At 70.6% G+C, this 21,050-nt stretch carries 17 protein-coding genes; 10 read left to right on the top strand and 7 right to left on the bottom strand.

From position 1 onward, the window contains the following. Positions 1 to 10: 10 nt before the first annotated feature. Genes modA through CHF15_RS39385 form a run of 3 tightly spaced genes read left to right on the top strand, consistent with a single transcriptional unit; the run spans position 11 to position 2,786 of the window. Positions 11 to 838, top strand: a complete 828-nt coding sequence (gene modA, locus CHF15_RS39395) for a molybdate ABC transporter substrate-binding protein (RefSeq protein ID WP_089228780.1) — start codon at positions 11 to 13, stop codon at positions 836 to 838. Further along, a complete protein-coding gene (modB, locus tag CHF15_RS39390) occupies positions 835 to 1,698 on the top strand; it encodes a molybdate ABC transporter permease subunit (protein ID WP_089228749.1) in 864 nt (287 codons plus the stop codon). The genes modA and modB overlap by 4 nt, the downstream gene beginning before the upstream one ends. After that, positions 1,695 to 2,786 carry an ABC transporter ATP-binding protein gene (locus CHF15_RS39385; protein WP_089228748.1) on the top strand — a complete coding sequence of 364 codons (1,092 nt, stop codon included), beginning with the start codon at positions 1,695 to 1,697 and terminating at the stop codon, positions 2,784 to 2,786. The genes modB and CHF15_RS39385 overlap by 4 nt, the downstream gene beginning before the upstream one ends. 83 nt (positions 2,787 to 2,869) lie before the next feature. Here CHF15_RS39385 and CHF15_RS39380 read toward each other — a convergent pair whose 3' ends face one another. Further along, a complete protein-coding gene (locus CHF15_RS39380) occupies positions 2,870 to 3,880 on the bottom strand; it encodes a zinc-binding dehydrogenase (RefSeq protein WP_089228747.1) in 1,011 nt (336 codons plus the stop codon). A 399-nt stretch (positions 3,881 to 4,279) separates the two neighbouring features. Here CHF15_RS39380 and CHF15_RS39375 point away from each other — a divergent pair, with 399 nt between their 5' ends. Continuing rightward, entirely contained in the window at positions 4,280 to 4,807 is a 528-nt protein-coding gene (locus CHF15_RS39375; RefSeq protein WP_089228746.1) for a YbhB/YbcL family Raf kinase inhibitor-like protein, read from the top strand. Positions 4,808 to 4,852: 45 nt separating this feature from the next. Here the strand turns inward: CHF15_RS39375 and CHF15_RS39370 are convergent, their stop codons facing one another. Further along, entirely contained in the window at positions 4,853 to 5,599 is a 747-nt protein-coding gene (locus tag CHF15_RS39370; protein ID WP_089228745.1) for an SDR family oxidoreductase, read from the bottom strand. 304 nt (positions 5,600 to 5,903) lie between these two features. Between CHF15_RS39370 and CHF15_RS39365 the strand changes: the two genes are divergently transcribed. Together CHF15_RS39365 and CHF15_RS39360 are read left to right on the top strand one after the other, a co-directional pair. Then, positions 5,904 to 6,569, top strand: a complete 666-nt coding sequence (locus CHF15_RS39365; RefSeq protein WP_089228779.1) for a GntR family transcriptional regulator — start codon at positions 5,904 to 5,906, stop codon at positions 6,567 to 6,569. Positions 6,570 to 6,956: 387 nt separating this feature from the next. Beyond that, positions 6,957 to 7,982, top strand: coding sequence for a helix-turn-helix domain-containing protein (locus CHF15_RS39360; protein ID WP_089228744.1), 1,026 nt, complete (start codon positions 6,957 to 6,959; stop codon positions 7,980 to 7,982). Between the two features lie 144 nt (positions 7,983 to 8,126). On the opposite strand, the gene CHF15_RS39355 is transcribed toward CHF15_RS39360, so the two are convergent. The 3 genes from CHF15_RS39355 to CHF15_RS39340 all read right to left on the bottom strand — a co-directional run bounded on the left by CHF15_RS39355 (position 8,127) and on the right by CHF15_RS39340 (position 10,812). Then, positions 8,127 to 8,852, bottom strand: coding sequence for a dienelactone hydrolase family protein (locus tag CHF15_RS39355; RefSeq protein WP_089228743.1), 726 nt, complete (start codon positions 8,850 to 8,852; stop codon positions 8,127 to 8,129). A 294-nt stretch (positions 8,853 to 9,146) separates the two neighbouring features. Beyond that, positions 9,147 to 9,665: a VanZ family protein gene (locus CHF15_RS46850; RefSeq protein ID WP_410169688.1), complete on the bottom strand. Its 519-nt coding sequence runs from the start codon at positions 9,663 to 9,665 to the stop codon at positions 9,147 to 9,149. Between the two features lie 517 nt (positions 9,666 to 10,182). Further along, complete coding sequence (locus tag CHF15_RS39340) at positions 10,183 to 10,812, bottom strand: TetR/AcrR family transcriptional regulator (RefSeq protein WP_089228742.1); 630 nt, start codon at positions 10,810 to 10,812, stop codon at positions 10,183 to 10,185. A 135-nt stretch (positions 10,813 to 10,947) separates the two neighbouring features. Here CHF15_RS39340 and CHF15_RS39335 point away from each other — a divergent pair, with 135 nt between their 5' ends. The 4 genes from CHF15_RS39335 (at position 10,948) to CHF15_RS39320 (ending at position 15,664) form a co-directional block, all read left to right on the top strand. Then, positions 10,948 to 11,910, top strand: coding sequence for a zinc-binding dehydrogenase (locus CHF15_RS39335; protein ID WP_179280178.1), 963 nt, complete (start codon positions 10,948 to 10,950; stop codon positions 11,908 to 11,910). A 202-nt stretch (positions 11,911 to 12,112) separates the two neighbouring features. Then, complete coding sequence (locus CHF15_RS39330; protein WP_179280177.1) at positions 12,113 to 14,164, top strand: ATP-binding SpoIIE family protein phosphatase; 2,052 nt, start codon at positions 12,113 to 12,115, stop codon at positions 14,162 to 14,164. A gap of 119 nt (positions 14,165 to 14,283) precedes the next feature. Then, a complete protein-coding gene (locus tag CHF15_RS39325; protein ID WP_089228740.1) occupies positions 14,284 to 14,892 on the top strand; it encodes a DJ-1/PfpI family protein in 609 nt (202 codons plus the stop codon). 52 nt (positions 14,893 to 14,944) lie between these two features. Next, positions 14,945 to 15,664 (top strand): hypothetical protein, encoded by a 720-nt coding sequence (locus CHF15_RS39320; RefSeq protein WP_089228739.1) that lies wholly within the window; start codon positions 14,945 to 14,947, stop codon positions 15,662 to 15,664. 81 nt (positions 15,665 to 15,745) lie between these two features. Here CHF15_RS39320 and CHF15_RS39315 read toward each other — a convergent pair whose 3' ends face one another. Then, positions 15,746 to 16,063: a hypothetical protein gene (locus CHF15_RS39315; RefSeq protein ID WP_245939306.1), complete on the bottom strand. Its 318-nt coding sequence runs from the start codon at positions 16,061 to 16,063 to the stop codon at positions 15,746 to 15,748. A gap of 193 nt (positions 16,064 to 16,256) precedes the next feature. Then, the gene (locus CHF15_RS39310; protein ID WP_089228737.1) at positions 16,257 to 21,029 is read right to left on the bottom strand and encodes a DNA repair ATPase; all 4,773 of its coding nucleotides are present in this window, start codon (positions 21,027 to 21,029) and stop codon (positions 16,257 to 16,259) included. Between the last annotated feature and the right edge of the window lie 21 nt (positions 21,030 to 21,050).

The following is a 21,050-nucleotide window of genomic DNA, read 5'->3' as shown; positions in this document are numbered from 1 at the left end:
TGGACCCGTGATCACCCGTTCCGCGCGTCGGACCCGCCGTACCCTGCGGGCGTCCGCCGCAGGCGTCGTCGCCCTGCTCGCCCTGAGCGCCTGCTCGTCGTCCGACGACGCCTCGCCGGCGAAGTCGGACTCCTCGGCCTCGGCCTCCGCCTCGGACAAGGTCTCCGGCACGGTGACCGTGTTCGCCGCCGCCTCCCTCAAGGAGAGCTTCACCGAACTGGGCCAGGAGTTCGAGGCGGCCCACCCGGGCACGAAGGTGACGTTCAACTTCGGCGGCAGCGACTCCCTCGCCGCGAGCATCACCGGCGGCGCCCCGGCGGACGTGTTCGCGGCCGCCAGCCCCAAGACGATGCAGATCGTCACGGACGCCGGTGACGCCGAAGGCACGCCTGCCACCTTCGTCCGCAACCAGCTGGAGATCGCCACCCTGCCGGGGAACCCCGACGGCATCTCCTCCCTGAAGGACCTCACCAAGTCCGGCCTCAAGGTCGTCCTGTGCGACAAGGAAGTGCCCTGCGGCGCCGCCGCCCAGAAGGCCCTGGACGCCAGCAAGCTCAAGCTCACCCCCGTCTCCTACGAGCAGGACGTCAAGAGCGCCCTGACCAAGGTCGAACTGAAGGAAGCCGACGCCGCGGTCGTCTACAAGACGGACGTGAAGGCCGCGGGTGACAAGGTGGAGGGCGTGGACTTCCCCGAGTCGGCCGGCGCCGTCAACGACTACCCCATCACCCTGCTCAAGGACGCGCCGAACGCCGAGGCCGCCAAGGCGTTCATCGCGCTGGTGCAGTCCGCCGAGGGCCAGAAGGTCCTGACCGAGGCCGGGTTCCTCAACCCGTGACCTCACCCGCCGACAAGCCCGGCGCCGCGGCCGAAGCCCTCCGGGGCCGGCCACGGCGCCGGCGCCTCGGGTCGGGCATGCGCCGGGGCGTGCCGCTTCCCCTGCTGGTCCCCGCGCTCCTCGGCCTGGCGTTCCTGATCGTGCCGCTGATCGCCCTGATCGTCCGCACGCCGTGGCACAGCCTGCCCGAGCAACTGGCCAGCCCCGAGGTATGGCAGGCGCTCCAGCTGTCCCTGCTCTGCGCCACCGCGGCAACAGCGGTCAGCCTGGTGCTGGGCGTGCCGTTGGCCTGGCTGCTCGCCCGCACGGACTTCCCCGGCCGCGGCCTGGTCCGGGCCCTGGTGACGCTGCCGCTGGTGCTGCCGCCGGTGGTGGGCGGTGTGGCCCTGCTCATGGCGCTGGGCCGCAACGGCATCGTCGGAAAGTGGCTGGACGCCTGGTTCGGCGTCACGTTGCCCTTCACCACGGCGGGCGTCGTCGTCGCGGAGGCCTTCGTCGCGATGCCGTTCCTGGTCATCAGCGTCGAGGGCACCCTGCGGGCCGCCGACCCGCGCTACGAGGAGGCCGCCACCACCCTCGGCGCCTCCCGCTTCACCGCCTTCCGCCGGGTGACGCTGCCGCTGATCGCCCCCGGCATCGCCGCCGGAGCCGTCCTCGCGTGGGCCCGGGCACTCGGCGAGTTCGGCGCCACCATCACCTTCGCCGGCAACTTCCCCGGCCGTACGCAGACGATGCCCCTCGCCGTCTACCTCGCCCTCCAGAGCGACCCGGAGGCCGCCATCGCCCTCAGCCTGGTCCTGCTGACCGTGTCGATCGCGGTGCTGGCAGCCCTTCGCGACCGCTGGATGACCGCGTCATGAGCCACCTCCGCAAGACCACGAACGATCCCACCGACGACGGCGACCGCACTCAGGGCCTCGACGCCCACCTCGTCGTCGACCACGGCACCTTCCGCCTCGACGTGACGCTCACCGCCGCCCCCGGCGACGTCGTCGCCCTGCTCGGCCCCAACGGCGCCGGCAAGACCACGGCACTGCGCGCACTCGCCGGACTCGTCCCGCTCACCACCGGGCACCTGCGGCTGGACGGCACCGCGCTGGACCGCACACCGCCGGAGTCCCGCCCCGTCGGCGTCGTCTTCCAGGACTACCTGCTCTTCCCCCACCTCACGGCCCTGGACAACGTCGCCTTCGGCCCCCGCTGCCACGGCGCGAGCAAGGCCGAGGCCCGCACCCAGGCCGCGGCATGGCTCGACCGCATGGGCCTCGCCGACCACGCGGGCGCCAAACCACGCCGCCTTTCCGGCGGCCAGGCCCAGCGCGTCGCCCTCGCCCGCGCACTCGCCACACGCCCACGGCTGCTCCTGCTCGACGAGCCCCTGGCCGCCCTGGACGCCCGCACCCGCCTGGAAGTGCGCTCTCAACTCCGTCGCCATCTCGCCGAGTTCGAGGCGGTCGCCATCCTGGTCACCCACGATCCGCTGGACGCCATGGTCCTGGCCGACCGCCTGGTCGTCATCGAGGACGGCCACATCGTCCAGGAAGGCACGCCCGCCGACATCGCCCGGCGCCCCCGAACGGCCTACATCGCGCAACTGGTCGGCCTCAACCTCTACCGGGGCCAGGCAGACGGGCACACGGTCCGTCTCGACGCCGGACCCGCGATCACCACGACGGAGGACCTCTCAGGGCCGGTCTTCGTGGCCTTCCCCCCGAGCGCCGTCACCCTCCACCGGGACCGCCCCACCGGCTCCAGCGCCCGGAACCTCTGGCACTGCGAGGTGTCAGGCCTGGAAACCCACGGCGACCAGATCCGCGCCGATCTCACCGGCGAACTCCCCCTCGCTGCGGACCTCACTGCCGTCGCCGCCGCCGAGCTCAACCTGCGCCCGGGCGCACCGATCTGGGCCACCGTCAAGGCGGCGCAGACCCACGCCTACCCGGCCTGACAGCGCTCGGGGACGGGGCGGGGGCATGAGAGCCATCCGGGGAGGGCAGGCAGCCGCTGAGGCGGGTTGCCCGCCCCTGGGTGCTACTCGAAGACGATGACCAGGCGACCGACGACGTCGCCGCGCCCCAGGGCCTCCAGGTTGTCGTTGACGTCCTCCAGTCCGACCTTGGTGACGTTGTGCTTGACGAGACCGGCTTCGGCGAGGGAGAGCACCTCGACGAGGTCCAGGTGGTTGCCCCAGAAGGAACCGAGGTAGGTCAGCTCCGTCCCCACGAAGGGGAACTGCTTGTGCTCGACGTGGTGGCTCATGAGGCCGACGGCCGCCAGCACTCCTTCGGGGCCCAGCAGGTCGAACCCCATGGAGACGGACGCGGTGCTGCCGACGCAGTCCAGGACGGCGTCGATCGTCCTGCGGCCGGTGAGCCGCTCCAGCTCGTCCTGGATGGCCTCGGTGGACTTGTCGCGGACGTTGATCCCGTGGTCGGCGCCGTTCTCCTTCGCCACGTCCAGCTTGTCGTCCTTGCGGGCGAGGGCGACCACGGTCGCTCCGCTGCCGAGGAGTTTCGCGTACTGGACGGCGTAGCTGCCCAGGCCTCCGATACCGGTGACGGCGACGGTGCGGCCGGGACCGAGCTTGCCGGTGTCCCGGAGCTTGCGCATCCCGCGGTACGGGGTCATGCCCGCGTCGGTCATCGGGGCGAGGACCTCGGGCGTCTTCGCCGCGTTCTCCGATACGGGTATCGCGTGCCGGCATTGCACGGCCATGTACTCGGCGAAGCCTCCGGGGGGTCCGAAGCCCACCCACCTGCCGTTGCCGCTGCACAGTTGCTCGTTGCCTTCCCGGCACTGGCGGCATGTGCCGTCGCCCCAGCTGGGGTTGACCACGACCATGTCGCCCTCGGAGTAGCCCACCGACTTCGGTACGGCGCCGCCCAGGCCGGCCACCCGGCCGGTGACCTCGTGGCCGGGGATGTAGGGGAGGTCCACGGGGAAGGGCACTTCGAAGTAACCGTTGAGGAGCTGATAGTCACTGCGGCACATGCCTGTCGCCGCGACCTTCAGCAGGATCTCGTCGGGCGCCGGGTCGGGCATGGGGACGTCTTCGATTCGAAGGGGCTCTTTGTAGCCATGCATACGGGCTGCTTGCATCTGCATAGGAGTGCCTCGCTTTCGTCGGCGAGCGGCAGCGCGACGTGCCGGCTCAGCGGGACGGTCTCGGGATGCTGCGCCGGTCGACGTTGCCGCCGCTCCGCTTCGGATGTCTCCAGCGTCCTGCGCCTGCCATCGGCGCGCATCCGGAGCCGCAGGCATGGTGGCACCATCCGCCGGCGTCCGGTCACCTTCCGTGACTCGATTGAGTGCGTGCCATGCCGGATGCGTGGCCGCCGCGAACTGAATTGCCGGTCCGAATGGCCGGTCCTAGCGTGGAAATGACCGTCTGGATCGGCGCCAACGCGGACGGCAGGTCGTAGCCGAGAGCGAGGGACCGTCATGATCAAGCCCTATGCCCCCTACGACTTCATGCCGCCGATCCCGGGTTTCACGCTGACCTCGCGGTCCCTGGCCAACGGCGGGCAACTGGCGCGCGAGCACGTGAGCGGCATCCTGGGCGCGGGCGGATCGGACGTCTCACCGCAGCTGAGCTGGTCCGGGTTCCCCGAGGGGACCCGCAGTTTCACGGTCGCGATGTTCGACCCCGACGTGCCCACCGCCTCGGGCTTCTGGCACTGGGCCGTGGCCAACCTCCCCGCCTCCGTGACCGGCCTGCCGGCCGGGGCGGGTGACGGAAGGGAGCTGCCGGGCGGAGCGGTGACGCTGCCCAACGACGCCGGCTACCGGAGGTACCTCGGTCCGGCGACACCCCCGGGCAACGGCCCGGACCGCTACTTCCTCGTGGTGCACGCCGTCGACGTGGAGAAGCTGGACGTGTCAGAGGCGACAGCCCCCGCGCTCATGGAGTTCCAGCTGTTCACGCACGCGATCGCGCGGGCGACCATGTACGGCACCTTCGAGCGGTGAGCATCACGGCGTGGACTGCGGGACGACAGCCGCAGGCGACGGCTCTCAAATGGCTCCGCCGTTGATGAAGAGGGTCTGGCCATTGATCCAGCGGCCGGGGCCGGCGAGGAAGGCGACCGTCCCGGAGACGTCGTCCGGCTCGCCGAGGCGCCCGAGCGGCGGCTCGGCGGAGATGCGGTCGATCACCTCCTGGCTCTTCCCCTCGAAGAACAGCGGGGTGGCGATGGGGCCGGGGGCCACCACGTTGACGGTGATGTCCCGCCCCCGCAGTTCGCGCGCGAGGATCAGGGCCATGGCCTGGACCGCGCCCTTGGTCGCCGCGTACGCGGTGTAGCCGGGCCGGCTGAACCTGGTGATGGAGCTGGAGAAGTTGATGATGGCGCCGCCGGAGCGGAGCCGTTTCGCGGCCTGCTGGTTCACCACGTAGGTGCCGCGGATGTTGACATTCAGCAGCCGGTCGAGCTGGGCGAGGTCGAAGTCGACCATCGGGCCGACCGGCATGACCCCTGCCGCGTGGACCACGACGTCGACTCCCCCGAACTCGGCCTCCACCTCGTCGAACATGGCCGAGACCGCGACCTCGTCCGCGACGTCCGCACGTTTCGCCACGACCGTCCCGCCGCCGGCGGTGATCTCCTCGACGGTCTCGTTCGCCTGCGCTTCGTTCCCGGCGTAGTTCACCACGACCCGGTAGCCGTTCCGCGCGAGATAGCCGGCCGTCTCACGGCCCATGCCCCGCGTACCACCGGTGACGATGACCACGCGGCCGGCCCCTTGCTCTGCCTCGCTCATGACGTGCTTGCCTCTCGTCCCTGTGCGAGGCTGCGGGCGGTCCCGTACGGTCAACAGTCGGTCACGCTTGCTGGGGAGCACCACCGCGCACATTGCCGATACCCCATCTACCGTCTCCTCATCCTGATGGCAGACGTACCGCGGCGCATCTTCACCGGCTGTCCGCCCTGCCGCGGCCACCACGGCGCCACAACCCGACGGGGCCCCGATCGACTTCTCACGCGTCCTGGACAGGTCGATACTTTGCCCAACGCCTGCTGGGTGCAACGCAGTAGGGACATCAAAGGGACCAGTGGAGGCCGAGATGCCGTTCAACGGGCTGCCGCAAGGAACCGTCCCCAAGCTGGAGCGCCCCGGGCCGTTGCGCGAGCAGGTGTACCAGGCGCTGCTGGAGCTGGTCAGTTCACGGACGCTGCGTCCAGGCCGGCATCTTGTGGAGAGCGAGCTCGCGGCCCGTCTTGGGGTCTCCCGGCAGCCCGTCCACGAGGCGCTGCAACGGCTCAACGCCGAGGGGTGGGTGGACCTCCGCCCGGCGCAGGGTGCCTTCGTCCACGAGCCGACCGGTGTGGAGACCGACCAGCTCTTCGTCGTCCGTGCCCTGCTGGAGACCGAGGGAGCACGCCTGGCCGCGGTCGGCGCGTCCGCCGATGGACTTGCGCGGCTCGACAGCCTGTGTGCGACGGGCGAGGCGGCTGTCGCCGCCGACGACGTGGAGGGAGCGGTCGCCGCGAATGCCACGTTCCACGCCTGCGTCATGGAACTGGCGGGGAACGCGGTCCTCGCAGACTTGGCAGCCCATGTCGAGAACAGGGTTCGCCGGTACTACACACCCGTGGTCCATCAAGCCTGGGTGGAGCATCGCGAACTGATCGCGGCCATCGCCGACCGCGACGACACTCGTGCCCAGCAGGTCATGCGCGCCCACACCCAGGACACCAGGGTCCGCTTCCCCCCGCGACCGGTCCGCTGACGAAAAGGGTCCCGCGCAGGAGCAGCGGAGCCGGCCCCTTCCAGCTCGACCGTGTCGGCCGCCCGTGCCCCACTCGCGCGGACGATTTCTGTTGCGATCGTTGGCGCTTTCGTCACTGACCTGCGCGTATTCCGCGTTCCAGAGGGCATCGGCCTCCGCGGACACGAGCGCGTCGGCGATCGCAACACCATGCAGGGTTGCACATGGCCGCACAGCGGGAATCCCGCAGCCTCCGCGCCACATATCCACGGATGTCCCGCACTCCCGCCCGGCAGGCCGCCCGAAACCGCGACCGGACTTTACGGTGGCAGCGTAAGGGGTCCCCAATGTCGCACCCCGCGCAGCTTCCAGGGGGCCCAATGCCTCCTGGCAACTCGCGAGGACATCGTGATCCAAGCATTCTGCACCGACAAAAAACCACCCGCCGAGCGGGCCGAGTACTGGACGGACGCCGTAGGCAAGGCCTTCATACGGCTGGAGGTCCACACACAGGCGGAAACCAAGATCCACGGCACCATACGACAGGCATGCGTCGCGGGCGTCCAGGTCGGGTCCCTGGAGGCCAGCCCGCAACGGATGGCGCGCACCGCGCCACTCATCGCCGCGGACGGCGACGACTCCCTGGTCGTCAGCCTCCAAAGGACCGGGTACGGCATCGCCACCCAAGACGGCCGGGAAACCCCGATCGCGGCCGGCCAGCTCGTCATCCTCGACACCCGCAGGCCCTACGTCCTGGACTTCACCTGCCCCGTACGGCAACACGTGGCCACCGTCCCCCGCCAGCTGGTGGAACTCCCCGACTCGGCACTGCTCCTGACCACCGGCCGGGCCTACTCCCCCGGCCAGGGAATCAGCGGAATCCTCGCGTCGTACGTCAACGGGCTCGTCACGATCACGGACCGCTGCATCCGCGCACCGGACCACTGCAACTTCGCACCGGCCTCCACGGAATTCCTCAGGCAGGGGATCGTCGACGTGCTCACGGCCCTGATCGCCCTGGAGGGAACCACCGGCGAACAGGCCGCGGTGGAACAGGCCCTCCTGCAACGCCTCCGCGCATACATCCGCGCCCACCTGGACGAGCCCACCCTCGCCCCGGCCACAGTCGCGGCCGTGCACCACATCTCCGTCCGCTACCTGTACCAGCTCTTCCAGAACGAGCCGATGACCGTCGGCCGCTGGATCCAGCGCCTCAGGCTGGAGGCCTGCCGCAGGGACCTCGTACGCCCCGAACTCGCGGGGCAGACGGTGGCGTCCATCGCGCACCGCTGGGGCTTCGCCAGCCACGCCCACTTCAGCCGCACCTTCCGTACGGTCTACGGCCTCTCCCCCGCGCAGTGGCGGCAGGCCGGCATCCCGCAGGCTGCACCCCTGCCGGCCACCGGCTCCCTCCCCCAGCGACCCGGCAAGTGACCCGGGGTCACCGCAGCGCCCAGCCGATGGCGGCGCCGGAGGCCGAACGCCGCCCCGATCGCGGCGGTCGCCGCGATCGGGGCGGCTGTGCATCCGCAGGCCACCGCCGTCAAGGAACGCCGCGGCCCGCCGGACGGCCCGGCCTCACTTCAGATGCCGGTCCAGGAAGCGGCACCCGTCCTCCAGCTCGAACCACGGGGTACCGGTGTGCCCTCCCAGATTGGCGTGCAGCGTCTTCTCCTTGCTGCCGAAGGCCTCGAACAGGTCCAGGGCCCGTTGCCGGGGGTTCCCTTCGTCGTCCCACTGCAGCAGCAGCAACAGCGGAATGGTGACCTGCCGGGCCTCCTCGCGCTGCGCACGAGGCACAAACCCCCCGGCGAAGAAGCCCGCGGCCGCGATCCGCGGCTCGGCCACCGCCAGTCGAATGCCGAGGGCGGTCCACCCCCCGGAGTACCCGACGGGGCCGCCGATCCCGGGCAGCTCAAGGAGGGCGTCCAAAGTGGCCCGCCATTCCGGGACCGCGTTCTCGACCAGCGGGCCGATGAAGGACTCGAAGATCTCGTCGACCGGCTCACCGGCCTGCATCGCCCGCCGGAGCTCGGCACGGGCCCGCTCGTCGGCGGCGGAACGCGGACGGTCGCCGCACCCGGCGGCGTCGATGCTGGCCACCGCGTAGCCGCGTGCCGCGGTGTACCGGGCCCGGGCCACCATACGGGGATCCGCCTTCGGCAGGCCGTTGTTGTGGGACATCAGAACCAGCGGGAGCGGTGCGGCGGATTCAGGCGTCCACAGGGTGCCGGGGATCTCGCCGAGGGTGAACTCGCGCTCGAGGACGCCGTCGTCGAGACGCTGTTCAGAAATGAAGTGCATGGTCGAGCCTTTCGGGAGTGCTCTTGAACGGCGCTCCCGGACGACCTACCGCCCGACCGTGACCCCGGAGGGGAGCACCCATGTCGAAACTGCGTTCACGGGTACCACCTCCTCGTTCACTCGCACGGCCTCCGGGAGAGTAGCAACGGCCGCCGTGGTCCACCAACGCATTTTGCAGGCGTGCGCTGTCCCTTCTCCCGGCAGGTCCGGGAGAAGGGACAGCCGCGCGACGTCAGGGCCGGTCGGCCGTCACGTCGACGGGGGCGATGTGTGCCGGCGGGTGGCGCCTTCCGGTCAGCATCGCGTCGAACCGCTTGTCGCCGGTGAGATACCGCCGGAAGAAGGCGTCGATGTAGGCGGCGCCGACCTGGCGTTGGCCGGCCTCGGTGAGTTGGGGCTCGTAGGCGGACCCACCGGGCTCGGTGCACGGGCCGGGACGGCTGTCGTCGTGGCCGGCGTCGTCCCAGGCGGCGACCTGTCGGCTGTCCGGTGACCATTGCGCGTTGAAGCAGTTGTGGTTCGCACCGTACGCACTCTCATGCGCGACATCGTGCGGTATCCGCGGCTGTTGATCACCGCGGCCACTTGGCAAATGATGAGCCCGGCACATGCGCCGATCGTGTTGAGCATGACGTCGTCGATGTCAACGACTCTGCCTGCGTTCATGAGCCATTGGAAGGATTCGATGCAGACGCTCGCTGCGAAGCTGCCCACAGCGATAGTCTTGCTGGTGGCAGCGGGGAAGGAGAACCTCAGCAGTACTGCCAGGACCGTGAACATCAAGGCGTTTGCCACTTGAAGTCTCAGGTACATGGCGAACTCGTCTGAGCTGATGTTCGTGCGATCGAAGATGATCCCTTGGCCTGGAATCAGCCATACGGAATTGTCACCGGAGCCGAGGTCCTGAGTGGGGGCCAGTACGGCGAATGCGATCAGGGGTACGTAAATTCCGAGCCCGAGCCGGGACAGCGCCCTGACGACGGTCGGCTTCTCCTGCCGGAGGCGTACGCCCAGTAAGGACAGAACGAACAGGAGCAGTGCTGCCATGACCGCACTGATGGGGCTGATGTAGAGGACCACTTGCCACATGCGATGACGCTCTTTCAGTAGGTGCGCCCGTGCTCCCGGCACCGTACTGCAGGGCCGGAAACAGGGCGCCCGACGGCGTCCGCATAGGCGCCACTCCAGGGCGGGCGATCACCGGTGCGCGGAACCTCGCCCCGATGGCGTCGGCGTGGGCGTGGCCGCCGGCCGCTCCGTCTGTCGTCCTCTACTCGGATGGCAGACCCACCCACCTCCGCACCTTCGGCTTCTCGGGCGATGAGCACGGTCACGCGCCCGCCGGTGCTCCAGTCGCCAGTCGTGCCGCCGGCGGGAGCGGTGCGTGGTGAGGGCAGGCTTCGAGTGCCTGGATCGCCAGTCCCGCGAAGCGTCGCGAGGCCATGACCTGCGCGTCGGTCGATCGCGTGTGGATGCCCTTGTTGGCCATCAGGATGAGGATGAGGTCGTCCAGGACGAAGTCGGAGCGCAGACGCCCCGCGTCCTTGGCTCGCCGGGCCAGGCCTGCGACCGCCTTCAGCGTGTACTCGCGTCCCGCGACATCGGGCGCACCGGGGAAGGCCGACAGGAAGGCTTCCGTAAAGCCCCGATCGCGTGCGTGCAGTTCACAGATCTTCTCGATCACCAGGCACAGCCCACGCCACGGATCGGCGTCCGCGCACCCCTCGTCGACGATGGCGCGGCATGCGTGCAACTGGTCGGCGAAGGCCTCGGCGACCAGTGTCTGCTTGGTGGGGAAGCGACGGTACAAGGTGGCCGGTCCCACCCCGGCACGGCGTGCGATCTCCCGCATCGGCACGTCCAGGCCGTCGGCCGAGAACAACGCCCGGGCCGCGTCGAGGATGCGGTCGCGGTTGTCCTTCGCGTCGGAACGCAGCTTCTGAGGCAAACGATCGGGCACGCTCTCACTTTACCCAAGTGGACGGGGGCGTCCGGTTACCGTCCACGACGTAAGAGCTCACCGAGACCATCAGGCGATCGGTGGCGAGCACGCGGCAGGGATCGCGCTGAGCGGTCCGTGAATGTGGAGACGGCATTGAAGGCAATCGCGATCAAGACGTTCGGGGGTCCTGAAGGCCTGGCTGTTGTCGACCTGCCGGAGCCCGCGCCTGCTGCCGGGCAGGTGCTGATCGCCACCGAGGCGGTGGGCGTCGGCGGTGTCGACACCGTGATCCGGAGCGGGGCCCTGGCCGCCTACGGCTTCGAGGAGGGCTTCGTCCCGGGCAGCGAGGTGGCCGGCACCGTGACGGCGGTGGGTGACGGCGTCGACACGTCATGGATCGGCCGACGGGTGTGGGCCTTCACCGGCACCGGCGGGGGCTACGTCGAGCAGGCCCTCGTGCCGCTCGGGCAGATCCTCCCCCTGCCCGGCAGCCTGTCCGCGGTCGACGCGGTGACGCTGGGCAGCGCCGGGGCGGTCGCGCACTTCGGGCTTCGTCACGGCCGGTTCGCTCCCGGGGAGACGGTCCTGGTGCGCGGCGCGAGCGGCAGCATCGGGATCATGGCGGTGCAGCTCGCGGCTCGGCGTGGCGCCGCCGCGGTGGCGGTCACGGCATCGTCGGCCCGGCGAGGCGAGCGGCTGCGCCGTCTCGGCGCGACCCACGTGCTGGACCGCTCCGGCGGCGGAGGGGATGACGCCCCGGCCGGCTACGACGTCATCATCGACGTCGTGGCGGGCAAGGACATGCCGTCGTTCTTCGACAGGCTCAACCCGAACGGCCGCATGGTGGCCGTGGGCGCCGTCGGGGGCCAGCCGCCCGCGGACTTCGGCACGAAGATCATGGCGTCGTTCCGGAAGTCGATGTCCTTCGCCACCTTCAGCACGGCCACCGTCCCCCCGGCCGACCTGGGTGCCGTGCGCGGCGAGCAGTTCGCGGCGGCCGGTCGCGGCGAGATCGAGACGGTGGTGCACGAGGTGCTACCGCTGGACGCGGCCGTGCTGGCGCACCGGAAGATGGCCGCGGGTGAGGTCTTCGGCAGGATCGTGCTGACGCCGTAGTCGAAGGTGATCACGCCACGAATGTCACGATCGCCCGCCCCGTACCGTGCCGTGCGCGCGGCGGACCGCCATGAGGGAGCGTCCTGGCACAAAGCATTACTCAATGCAACAATTTCTCTCGAAGGGATGTTGTCGCCTGCCGCTCAGGGAACCGCAGACGGAGGTCGTCTCACGTCCCGCTCCCGGTGGGGAGGTGTACTGCGTGCATCCGGTTCGACCGAGCAGGAGCTTCGTCCTGCTGCTTCTCAGCGTGGTGCTGATCTCGGTCCTGCGACTGGCACTGGCGGCCGCCGACGTGCACATCATGGGCATAGCCGAGTACGCCGTCCTGATTCCGGTCGTGGCCAGTGCGCTGCTTCCGGTGCGGCAGACCGTGATCGTCGGACTGTTCAACCTGGCCGCGGCCATCGCGCTCTACGGGGTCCTCCTCCGGGACATGGGGCGCGCCAACCAGGTCACGATCATCACGGCACTGGCGGTGGCCCTGGTCATCAGCGCGGTCGTCTGCCGGATCCGTGTCGCCGGCGAGACACGCTTCCGGCGGCTCGTGATCGCCCGCGAGCGGCTCGCGCTGCTCAGTGAGGCCAGCAGCCGGGTCGGAAGCACTCTCGACGCGACTCGGACCACCGAGGAGCTGGTCGAGGTCGCCGTGCACCGCTTCGCCGACCACGCCTACGTGGACCTCTTCGACACCGTCCTTCAGGGCGACGAACCCGTCCTGCGGCCCGGCACGGGTGACCTCACCCTGCGCCGTACCGCGGTGGCGGGACCGTCCGGGTCCTCGGAGGCGGTGCGGCCGGGCGATCCCGTCGTCTACCCGCAGGGCGCGGAACCGACCCTCGGGCTGTTCACGGGCAAGGCCGGAATGCTGGAGATCACCGACCCCGCCGCCTCCCTGCCGTCAGACAGCGGCGACGCCGGCACGAGCGGGGTACGCTCCGCGCTGGCGATCCCCCTTCGCGCCCGAGGGGTGACCCTGGGCGCGGCACTCTTCACACGCTTCCCGGGCAGGGATCCCTTCGACGCCGACGACCTGCTCCTGGCACAGGAGATCGGGGACCGGGCCGCGGTGTGCGTGGACAACGCCCGCCACTACACCCGTGAGCACAACACCTCCCTGACGTTGCAGCGCAGCCTCCTGCCGCCGAGCGCACCGCGGCAGCCGGCGGTGGCCGCGGCCACGCGCTACCTCCCCGCGGGTCCGTACGCGGGAGTGGGCGGCGACTGGTACGACGTCATCCCCCTGTCGGGGGCCCGGGTCGCCCTGGTCGTGGGCGACGTGGTCGGCCACGGCGTTCGCGCCTCGGCGACCATGGGCCGGCTGCGCGCCGCCGTACGGACACTCGCCGACATCGACCTGCCGCCCGACGAACTGCTCACCCACCTCGACGACGTCGTCACCCGGCACCGGGACTTCGGTGACCCACAGGACGCGTGCCGTGAGGTCGGACCGGCTGTCGGCGAGATCGTGGCGACCTGCCTGTACATGATCTACGACCCGGTCACCCGCCTCTGCACGGCCGCCCGGGCCGGCCACCCGCCGCCCGCCGTCATGCGACCGGGATCGGACGTCGAATACCTCGACATACCCGCCGGCCCTCCCCTGGGCGTGGGAGGACTCCCCTTCGAGGCGGCGGAACTGGAACTGCCCGAAGGCACACGCCTCGCCCTGTACACCGACGGCCTCATTGAATCCCCCGGACGCAGCCTCGACGAGGGACTCAAGCACCTGCGAACGGCGCTGTCCGATCCCATTCCCGCGCTGGAGGACATGTGCGACCACGTCCTGCACACGGTGGTCGGCCAGGGAGCCCGGGACGACGTCGCCCTCGTCATCGCCCGCACCCAGGAACTCGACGGAACCCACGCCGTCGCGTGGGACCTCACGGAGGACCTCGCGGAGGTCGCCCGGGCCCGTGACCTCGCCGCCTCCCGACTGGAGGGCTGGGAACTGGGAGAGCTGGCGTTCACCACGGAGCTGGTCATCAGCGAGCTGGTCACCAATGCCATCCGCTACGGCTCGGGTCCGGTACAGCTGCGTCTCATCCGTGAGGACACTCTGATCTGCGAGGTGTCCGACGCCAGCAACACCGCTCCCCACCTGCGGCGAGCCCGGATGTTCGACGAGGGCGGCCGCGGGTTGTTCATCGTGGCGCAGCTCTCCGAGCGCTGGGGCACCAGGCAACGGCCCGACGGCAAGACGATCTGGGCCGAGCTCGCCCTCCCTGACGCGGGCCCCCAGCGGATGCGGTGACAGGGCCGTCGCAGGCCGACGCCCGCGAGAGCGCACCCGCAGGACAAGCCGCCAGGTCCTTGCCTGATACGACGCACCAGACAGACTGGGCACCCGATGACGTACGTGAAGGAGCCATCATGCAGGTAGCAGTCGTCACCTTCGACGGGTTCAACGAGCTCGACAGTTTCATCGCCTCCGCCCTGATCAACCGGTGCCGCAAGGACGGCCTGGAGGCCTTCATCACGACACCGACACCCGTCGTCACCTCCATGAACGGCGTCGAGGTGACCGGGCAGCGCCCGATGGAGTTCGTGACTGAAGCCGACGTCGTACTGATCGGCAGCGGTGTGAAGACCCGCGACGTGGTCGCTGACGACCGGCTGATCTCGATGCTGCCGCTCGACCCCGCACGGCAGTTGATCGGTTCGCAGTGCTCCGGCGCCCTGGTGCTGGCGCGCCTCGGGCTGCTGGGCGGCATGCCTGTGTGCACGGACATGAAGACCCGTCCCTATGCCGAAGCCGACGGCGTCACCGTGCTGGACGTGCCGTTCCACGCCGAGGGGAACATCGCCACCGCGGGAGGCTGCCTGGCGTCCCAGTACCTCGCCACCTGGGTGATCACCCGGACCCTCGGGGAGGACGCCGCGCGCGGCGTCCTCGACTACGTGGCTCCGGTCGGCGAGAACCGGGAGACCGTCGAGCGCGCGATGCGTGCCGTCCACACGGGCGAAGCCGCACTGCGCTGACACCCGGTGGTCAACCGAAAGATCCACCGTCTATCCCACCGCCTGAGGACACATGAACGAACTGCTCACCGCGGCGATCGAAGCCCACGGCGGAAGCGCACGCTGGCGTGAACTGACCCGGGCGCGGGCCACCCTTGTCAGCGGAGGGCGCCTGTTCGCCGCCAAGGGCCTGCCGCAGGACCCCGAACCGCGTGAGATGACCGTCCTGCTCCACGAGGAGCATGCCTCGGTCAGACCCTTCGGCACCCCCGACCAGAAGACCGACTTCACACCCGGACGGGTGAGCATCGACAAGGTCGACGGACGCGTGGTCGCCACTCGCGAAAACCCCCGGTCGTCCTTCACCGGCCACACCCTCAGCACCCCCTGGGACCCTCTGGACCGCGCCTACTTCAACGGCTACGCGCTGTGGACCTACCTCACGACGCCGTTCCTGCTGGCCATGCCCGGCTTCACCGTCAGCGAGATCGAGCCGTGGCAGGAGGGGGACGAACTGTGGCGCGGCCTGCGCGCCGCCTTCCCGCCCGGGATCGCCAGCCACAGCACGCACCAGGACTTCTACTTCGGCCCGGATCATCTGCTTCGCCGACACGACTACCACGTCGACGTCGCGGGCGGATTCGCCGCGGCGCAGTATGTGTACGACTACGTGGAAGCGGACGGCATCGTCCTTCCCACCAAGCGCCGTGCACACAGCCGCGACGCCACCGGCCACCCCGTCCGAGATGACGTCATGGTGTCCATCGACCTCAGCGACATCCACTTCAGCTGACGCTCGACGGGGCGCCGGCGCGTATCGCGCCCGTCGGGCGTCTCGGGGCCGCGGTCCGTCGATGCCCGTGGAGGCACCCACTCACAGCGCGGTGGTGCCCGGGTAGTGGTGGCGAAGTTCGCTGAGCACGCGCTCGTCAGCCGCTCTGACCTCCCAAAGCGAACCGTCCACTTCGGTCAGAACGACAACCAGCACGCCCTCGGCGAACCCACACGCTTCGGCGTCGATCAGCTGGACAGCGGGTGTCGTCAGGGAGAGCAACGTCAGGGCGTCCATCCCCTCGCCCGCGGAATGGCGCTCCAACTCCGCCGGGAGGTCCCAGTGCTCGTCGCACTCAACGCGCCACCGCAGCCCCAGGCCGTATCTGCCAAGGCCGACCAGCAGTTCAGCCAGGGTCACATAGTGGGGTCCTCGCCAGGCGGGGAAGGTGATTCCCCTCATCCCTGCTGTCACTTCTGCTGTGTACCGCGACACTCGATCCCCCCGGGCGACATCTGTACGCCCACGGCAACAGTATGTCGACGTAGGCGCGGGGCTGCCGAGACCCTTGCGCCGCCGCTTCGACCCATGCGTCACCGCGGAGGTACCGACCTCAGACAGGCCGGCCGGAGCGCAGCGGGTCCCCGTCACGACGGCCATGCGACGACGCTGCCTTGACCTCGTCCCAGCGCGCGGCCTGCGCGTCGGTGAGGGTGCCGCGGATCTCGGCGAGTTTGAGGAGATTGGCCTCGGCGGCGCTGGTGAGGGTCTGGGCCTCGGCGCGGTAGTGGTCGTCGACGAGGGCGTCGAGTTCGGCGTCGTTCATGGCGGGGGAGATGCGCTCGGCCAGTCGGTTCATGTTCCGGTAGGAGCCCTGGAGCCGGAAGGGCGGTTCGGTGCGGGAGTTGTCGGACTGCGCGGCGGAGGCGATGTAGGCGCGGTTCACTGCCAGCACGGTGCGCTGGGCACGAAGGAGCAGGCGCAGGACGGAGAGGATCCGGTCGAGTTCCGTCGGAGGGAACACGCGCGTCAGGTGTTCGGCTGGGGCGGATCCGTCGACGCGGGCCATGCTCAGGAGGATGGCCAGGTCGGCGCGGTCGGCCTCGGCCAGCGGCGCCAGAACGGGGTTGGAGGTGAGGGCGTTCTCGGTGAAGCTCAGGGCGAAGAGTTCGTCCCGGCCGGTGAGGACGTCGCCGAGGTTCCAGACGTCGGCGCGGTTGGCGAGCATGTCGGGGATGCGGAAGCGGGCCCCCGACTCGGTGTAGGGGTTGCCGGACATCACGACGGCGAAGCGTTTGCCGCGCAGGTCGTAGGGGCCGAGACGACGCTGCGCGTCGGTCAGCGGGATGAACCGCTGCAGCAGCTCGGGTGAGGTGTGCTGGATGTCGTCGATGTAGAGCAGCACGTTGTTCGCGGCCGCGAGGGCGAAGTGGATCTTTGCGATCTCCGGGTGGTCGTCGTCCAGTGAGGTGACCGCGGAGCCGAGCGCGGGGCCGCTGACGGTGACGAGGAGCATCCCGAGGCGTTCGGCGACGTATTCGACGAGGGTGGTCTTGCCGTAGCCGGGCGGTGAGACCAGCAGCAGCAGTCCGGAGCTGTCGGTGCGCCGGGGGTCATCGGCGGCGCCGATCTGTTTGGCGAGGTTGTCACCGATGAGGGGCAGGTACACCTCGTCGAGGAGCCGGTTGCGGACGAAGGTGGTCGGCGGCTGCGGGCGGTGGTCGTCCAGGCGCAGGCGTGTGCGTTCGCGTGTCAGCAGGTCGGCACGCAGGCGCTGGTAGGCGCGGAATCCGGGTATCCGGTCGGTGCGGTGGGCGGTGGTGCGGCCGATGAATTCGTCCAGTCGCAGGTGGAGGGTGCCACGCAGGACACGGGGGTGCCGGCCGAGCAGGCCGTCGACGGTCGTGGTGAGCGCGGCGGTGCATTCGTGACGGGGCAGCTGGTCGCACAGCAACAGGACCACGGCCTCGGCCAGGTCTCCCGGGGTGGACTGGGCACCGCCTGCGGCCAGGAAGGAGCCGAGCCAGGCTTCCGCGAGCTGGTGGCGTGCGGGGAGTGAGGCGAAGTCGTCGGGCAGGGCGGCCAGGCCGGCTTCCGGTCCCTGCCCGTCCGCCGCGGCGCGGAACTTCTCGAGGAGGGTGCGGGCGGTCGCGCCGGAGACGAAGGAGACCTTGCCGTCGGCTGCGGCGGCGAGTTCCTCGAAGAGGTACTCGCCCGCCAGCTCGGTGCCGTTCAGGTCGAGTCCCGCAGCGTCCAGGAAGGTGGCGACCGACCGCCCCAGCTCCTGTCGAAGGGTGTCCACGGCCGGGGCGAGACCGAACGTGGCACGGGCCTGTGCCAGGGAGGACGCCCGGGCCGACCAGACGTCACGGGACGCGTCGTCGGTGCCGTACGCCCAGAACAGCTGCGCGGCGGCGCGGGCCGCGGCCGGGTAGCGCAGCAGCCCCGCCTCCGCCCGCAGCCGCAGCAGGGCGGTGAGGATCACCGCGCCGTCGTGGTCGTGGATGCCGCGCTCGTAGCCCTCGTCGTACCGGGATTCGGCGGCCTCGCGAACGAGGTCCAGGAGGCGCCCCGCCGTATCGGCCTCGTACAGCGTCTCCAGCGGATCGGTTTCCGCCAGGAGGCAGGCGGCCAGGTGCTCGGCGCGGTAGATCCCGGGTGTCTCGGACACGAGGTGCTGGTCCCAGTACGGGCGCGTGGCCTCGAACTCGGGGTCGTGGACGGGGAGGCGGTAGTCCGTTCCCGTCAGGGCGAAGGCCGTCGCGCCCTTGTACGGGACGAGGGTGAGCTCGGCCTGCTGGGTGGTGACGGCGAAACGGTGGCGGCCCAGCCGTACGGCCGAGCCCGCTTCTCCGCCGTCGTACAGGTCCGCGCGGTCGCGCAGCGCCCGCGCGGCCTGCTGACGTGCGGCCTTGACGCGGCCGATGAGTTCCTCGGCCCGCACCGGGTCGCCGAGTTCACGCAGCTCGCCGGCGACACCGCGGATCCTGCCGACCATGGGGTCGGAGCCGAAGTAGGTGTTGACCTCGTCCAGGGAGGCCAGGGTCGCGAGGCGGCGCGAGACGCTGCCCAGAATCCGTCCGGCGGACTCGGCCAGCCGGTCGGCGCGGCGGGCCCGCTCGTCGAGCAGGGCCTGCCGTCGCGTCGAGAAGGCGTCGTGGATCTCGGTGCGCCGGTTCTCCAGCGCCTCGGTGAAGTCCTCGTACTCCCCGAAGCGGGCTTCCAGGTCCTCGATCCGCAGCAGAAGCCTGCCCAGCTGCTCCTCGCAGGTCTCGGGGGTGTTCGCGGCTCCAAGGGCGGCGGTCACGGCGTGTGCGAGCAAGGCGGCCTCGGCGGCGAACTCCGCGCGCCCCTCCCGGCCGAGCAGTTCCCTGCGGCGTGCGTCGAGGGTGGCACGGGCCCGGTTGACGTCGGCGAGGACGGCGCCGATCCGTTCCAGAACCGAGGTACGGAGCACCGGGTCGGCGATGTCCAGTCCGGTCACCACCTCGGTGACGGTCTCCAACGCCCCGGTTTGTTCGGCCAGTCGTCCGGCCAGTGGCGCCGTCTCGGCGGTGGTGGCGACGGCGGCGGCCCGCGCCGCGAGTGCCGCGACGTCCTCGTGGTGGCCGGCGAAGGCGTCCTCCCGGACCAGGAAGGCCACCGCCCGCCGGGCCGCGGCGGCCAGGTCGTCGCCGAGCCCCCTGGAGAGTTCGTCGACGCGGTCGCCGTCGACGTACCGCAGCTCGCGCAGGGACGCCAAGTGTCCCTGCGACTGGCGGAGTTCGGTGAGGTGCCGGATCCAGGCGCTCGCGCTGCCCAGGGTCTCGCCGCGCCCGCGGCGTACGAGGGCGGTGATGCGGGTGGCTGCCTCGTCCAGGGCGTCGGCGGCCCGGGCGGTCAGGGCCGTGACCGCGGCGAACTCCCCCAGTACCTGTTCGGCGGTGCTCCGGACCTCGGCCAGCGGCTCGTGCAGGGCCCCGAGGCCGTCCTCGGCGAGCCAGTGGTGGCGATCGGCCGTCCGCACGCACGCCGCGGCGACGGCCTCGTACACGGCGGCGTTCGGGGCCATCTCCTCCACCATGCCGGCCACCGACAGGCAGTCCGCGATGCCGCGCACCAGATCGCCGTTGCCGACGCGGTCCAGCGGTCCGGCACCGCCCGGCCGGCCGAGGGCGTACGAGTCCGTGGTGTACGGGGAGTCCCACACCTGCACCGGGTGGACGCGGGCCGGCTCGGCGGACTCCACGCGCAGCAGCACCAGGGCGCCGTCGTCGAGCAGCGCGTAACCGTGGCAGGAGAGCGGGCTGCCGACCTCCTTGCGGATGAGGTTGTACGGGAGGAGCACGGCGCGGCCGTCGGCGCGGGAGTGGAAGACGTAGAGCACGTCCTCGCCGTTCGGCGACCGGACGATCCGCTCGAACTCCAGGCCGTCGGTGGGGATGTCGAAGGTCCGCACCACCCCCGTGTCGAGGCAGTAGCCGCCCGGGAAGATCACCCCTTGGTCGTCGGGCAGGGTGAGGCAGGCCTGCCCGAGACCGTCCAGCCGGGTCACCTGGTGCGTTCGGGTGTTGGCGATCAGGTACCGGGCTGCGTTCTCGTTGTACGGGCGGACGCGCAGCAGGATCAGCGCTCCGGCGCGGGCATGGGCGATGTCGGCGTCGGCGAGGGACTGCAGCGGCTCGTCCACCGGCTCGGAGTGGATGCCGTCCGGGGTACTGGTGTCGTTCTCGGCCTTGATCGTGAGGCGGCCGCCGGCGGTCGAGACGAAGACCTCGCCCTGGACGGACACGTGCGGGTGTCGTCCGAGGACGTGGTCGTCGCGGGTGGCCTCCTGCCAGGCCATGTCGTACGCGGGCGGCGGGACATGGTCCCGCTCGCCGCGTGAGTCGAGGTACGAGGCCGTGCCGTCGGCGGCCACCTGCCAGCGCAGCACCCGGACGTCGGTGAGGTCCGGACCGGTCCGGAAGACCGCGAGCAGCCGATCGCCGGCGGTCCGCAGTTGGAGCAGGCGGGCGTCGCGGTAGTAGCGGTACAGCTCGGCCAGGTCCTGCCGGAAGCGCGGGTCGTCCAGCAGTCCGGGAGCGGTGTCGGCGCCGACGGCCTCGAAGGCAGCCGGGTCGTGGAGCGAGAACACGTCCTCGGCCGAGCCGCCGCTTGCCGGTGTGTCGTGCCCGAGCAGCACTTGTCCGCCCACGCTCGCGACGCCGCGCGGGACACACGCATCCGCGGTGCGCAGGTGCCCGCTGCGGGCCGGCCGGAGACCTCCGCTTCCGAAGGTCTCCACCCGGCGGTCGTTCAGCGCCCGTGCCCTGTCGGCCAGTTGGCGCGCGGCGCCGGTGAGCCGGGTGCGCAGCACCTTGTACGTCCCGGCTTCCAGTCCGCCGTGCGGCTGCTCGGTGGCCATCGTGTCCCGCTCCCTCGTCCT

The organism is Actinacidiphila glaucinigra, assembly GCF_900188405.1.
In the GTDB taxonomy this organism is placed as follows: domain Bacteria; phylum Actinomycetota; class Actinomycetes; order Streptomycetales; family Streptomycetaceae; genus Actinacidiphila; species Actinacidiphila glaucinigra.
Note: the sequence above shows the minus strand (reverse complement) of the source record. Positions and strands in the feature narration are given on the sequence as shown.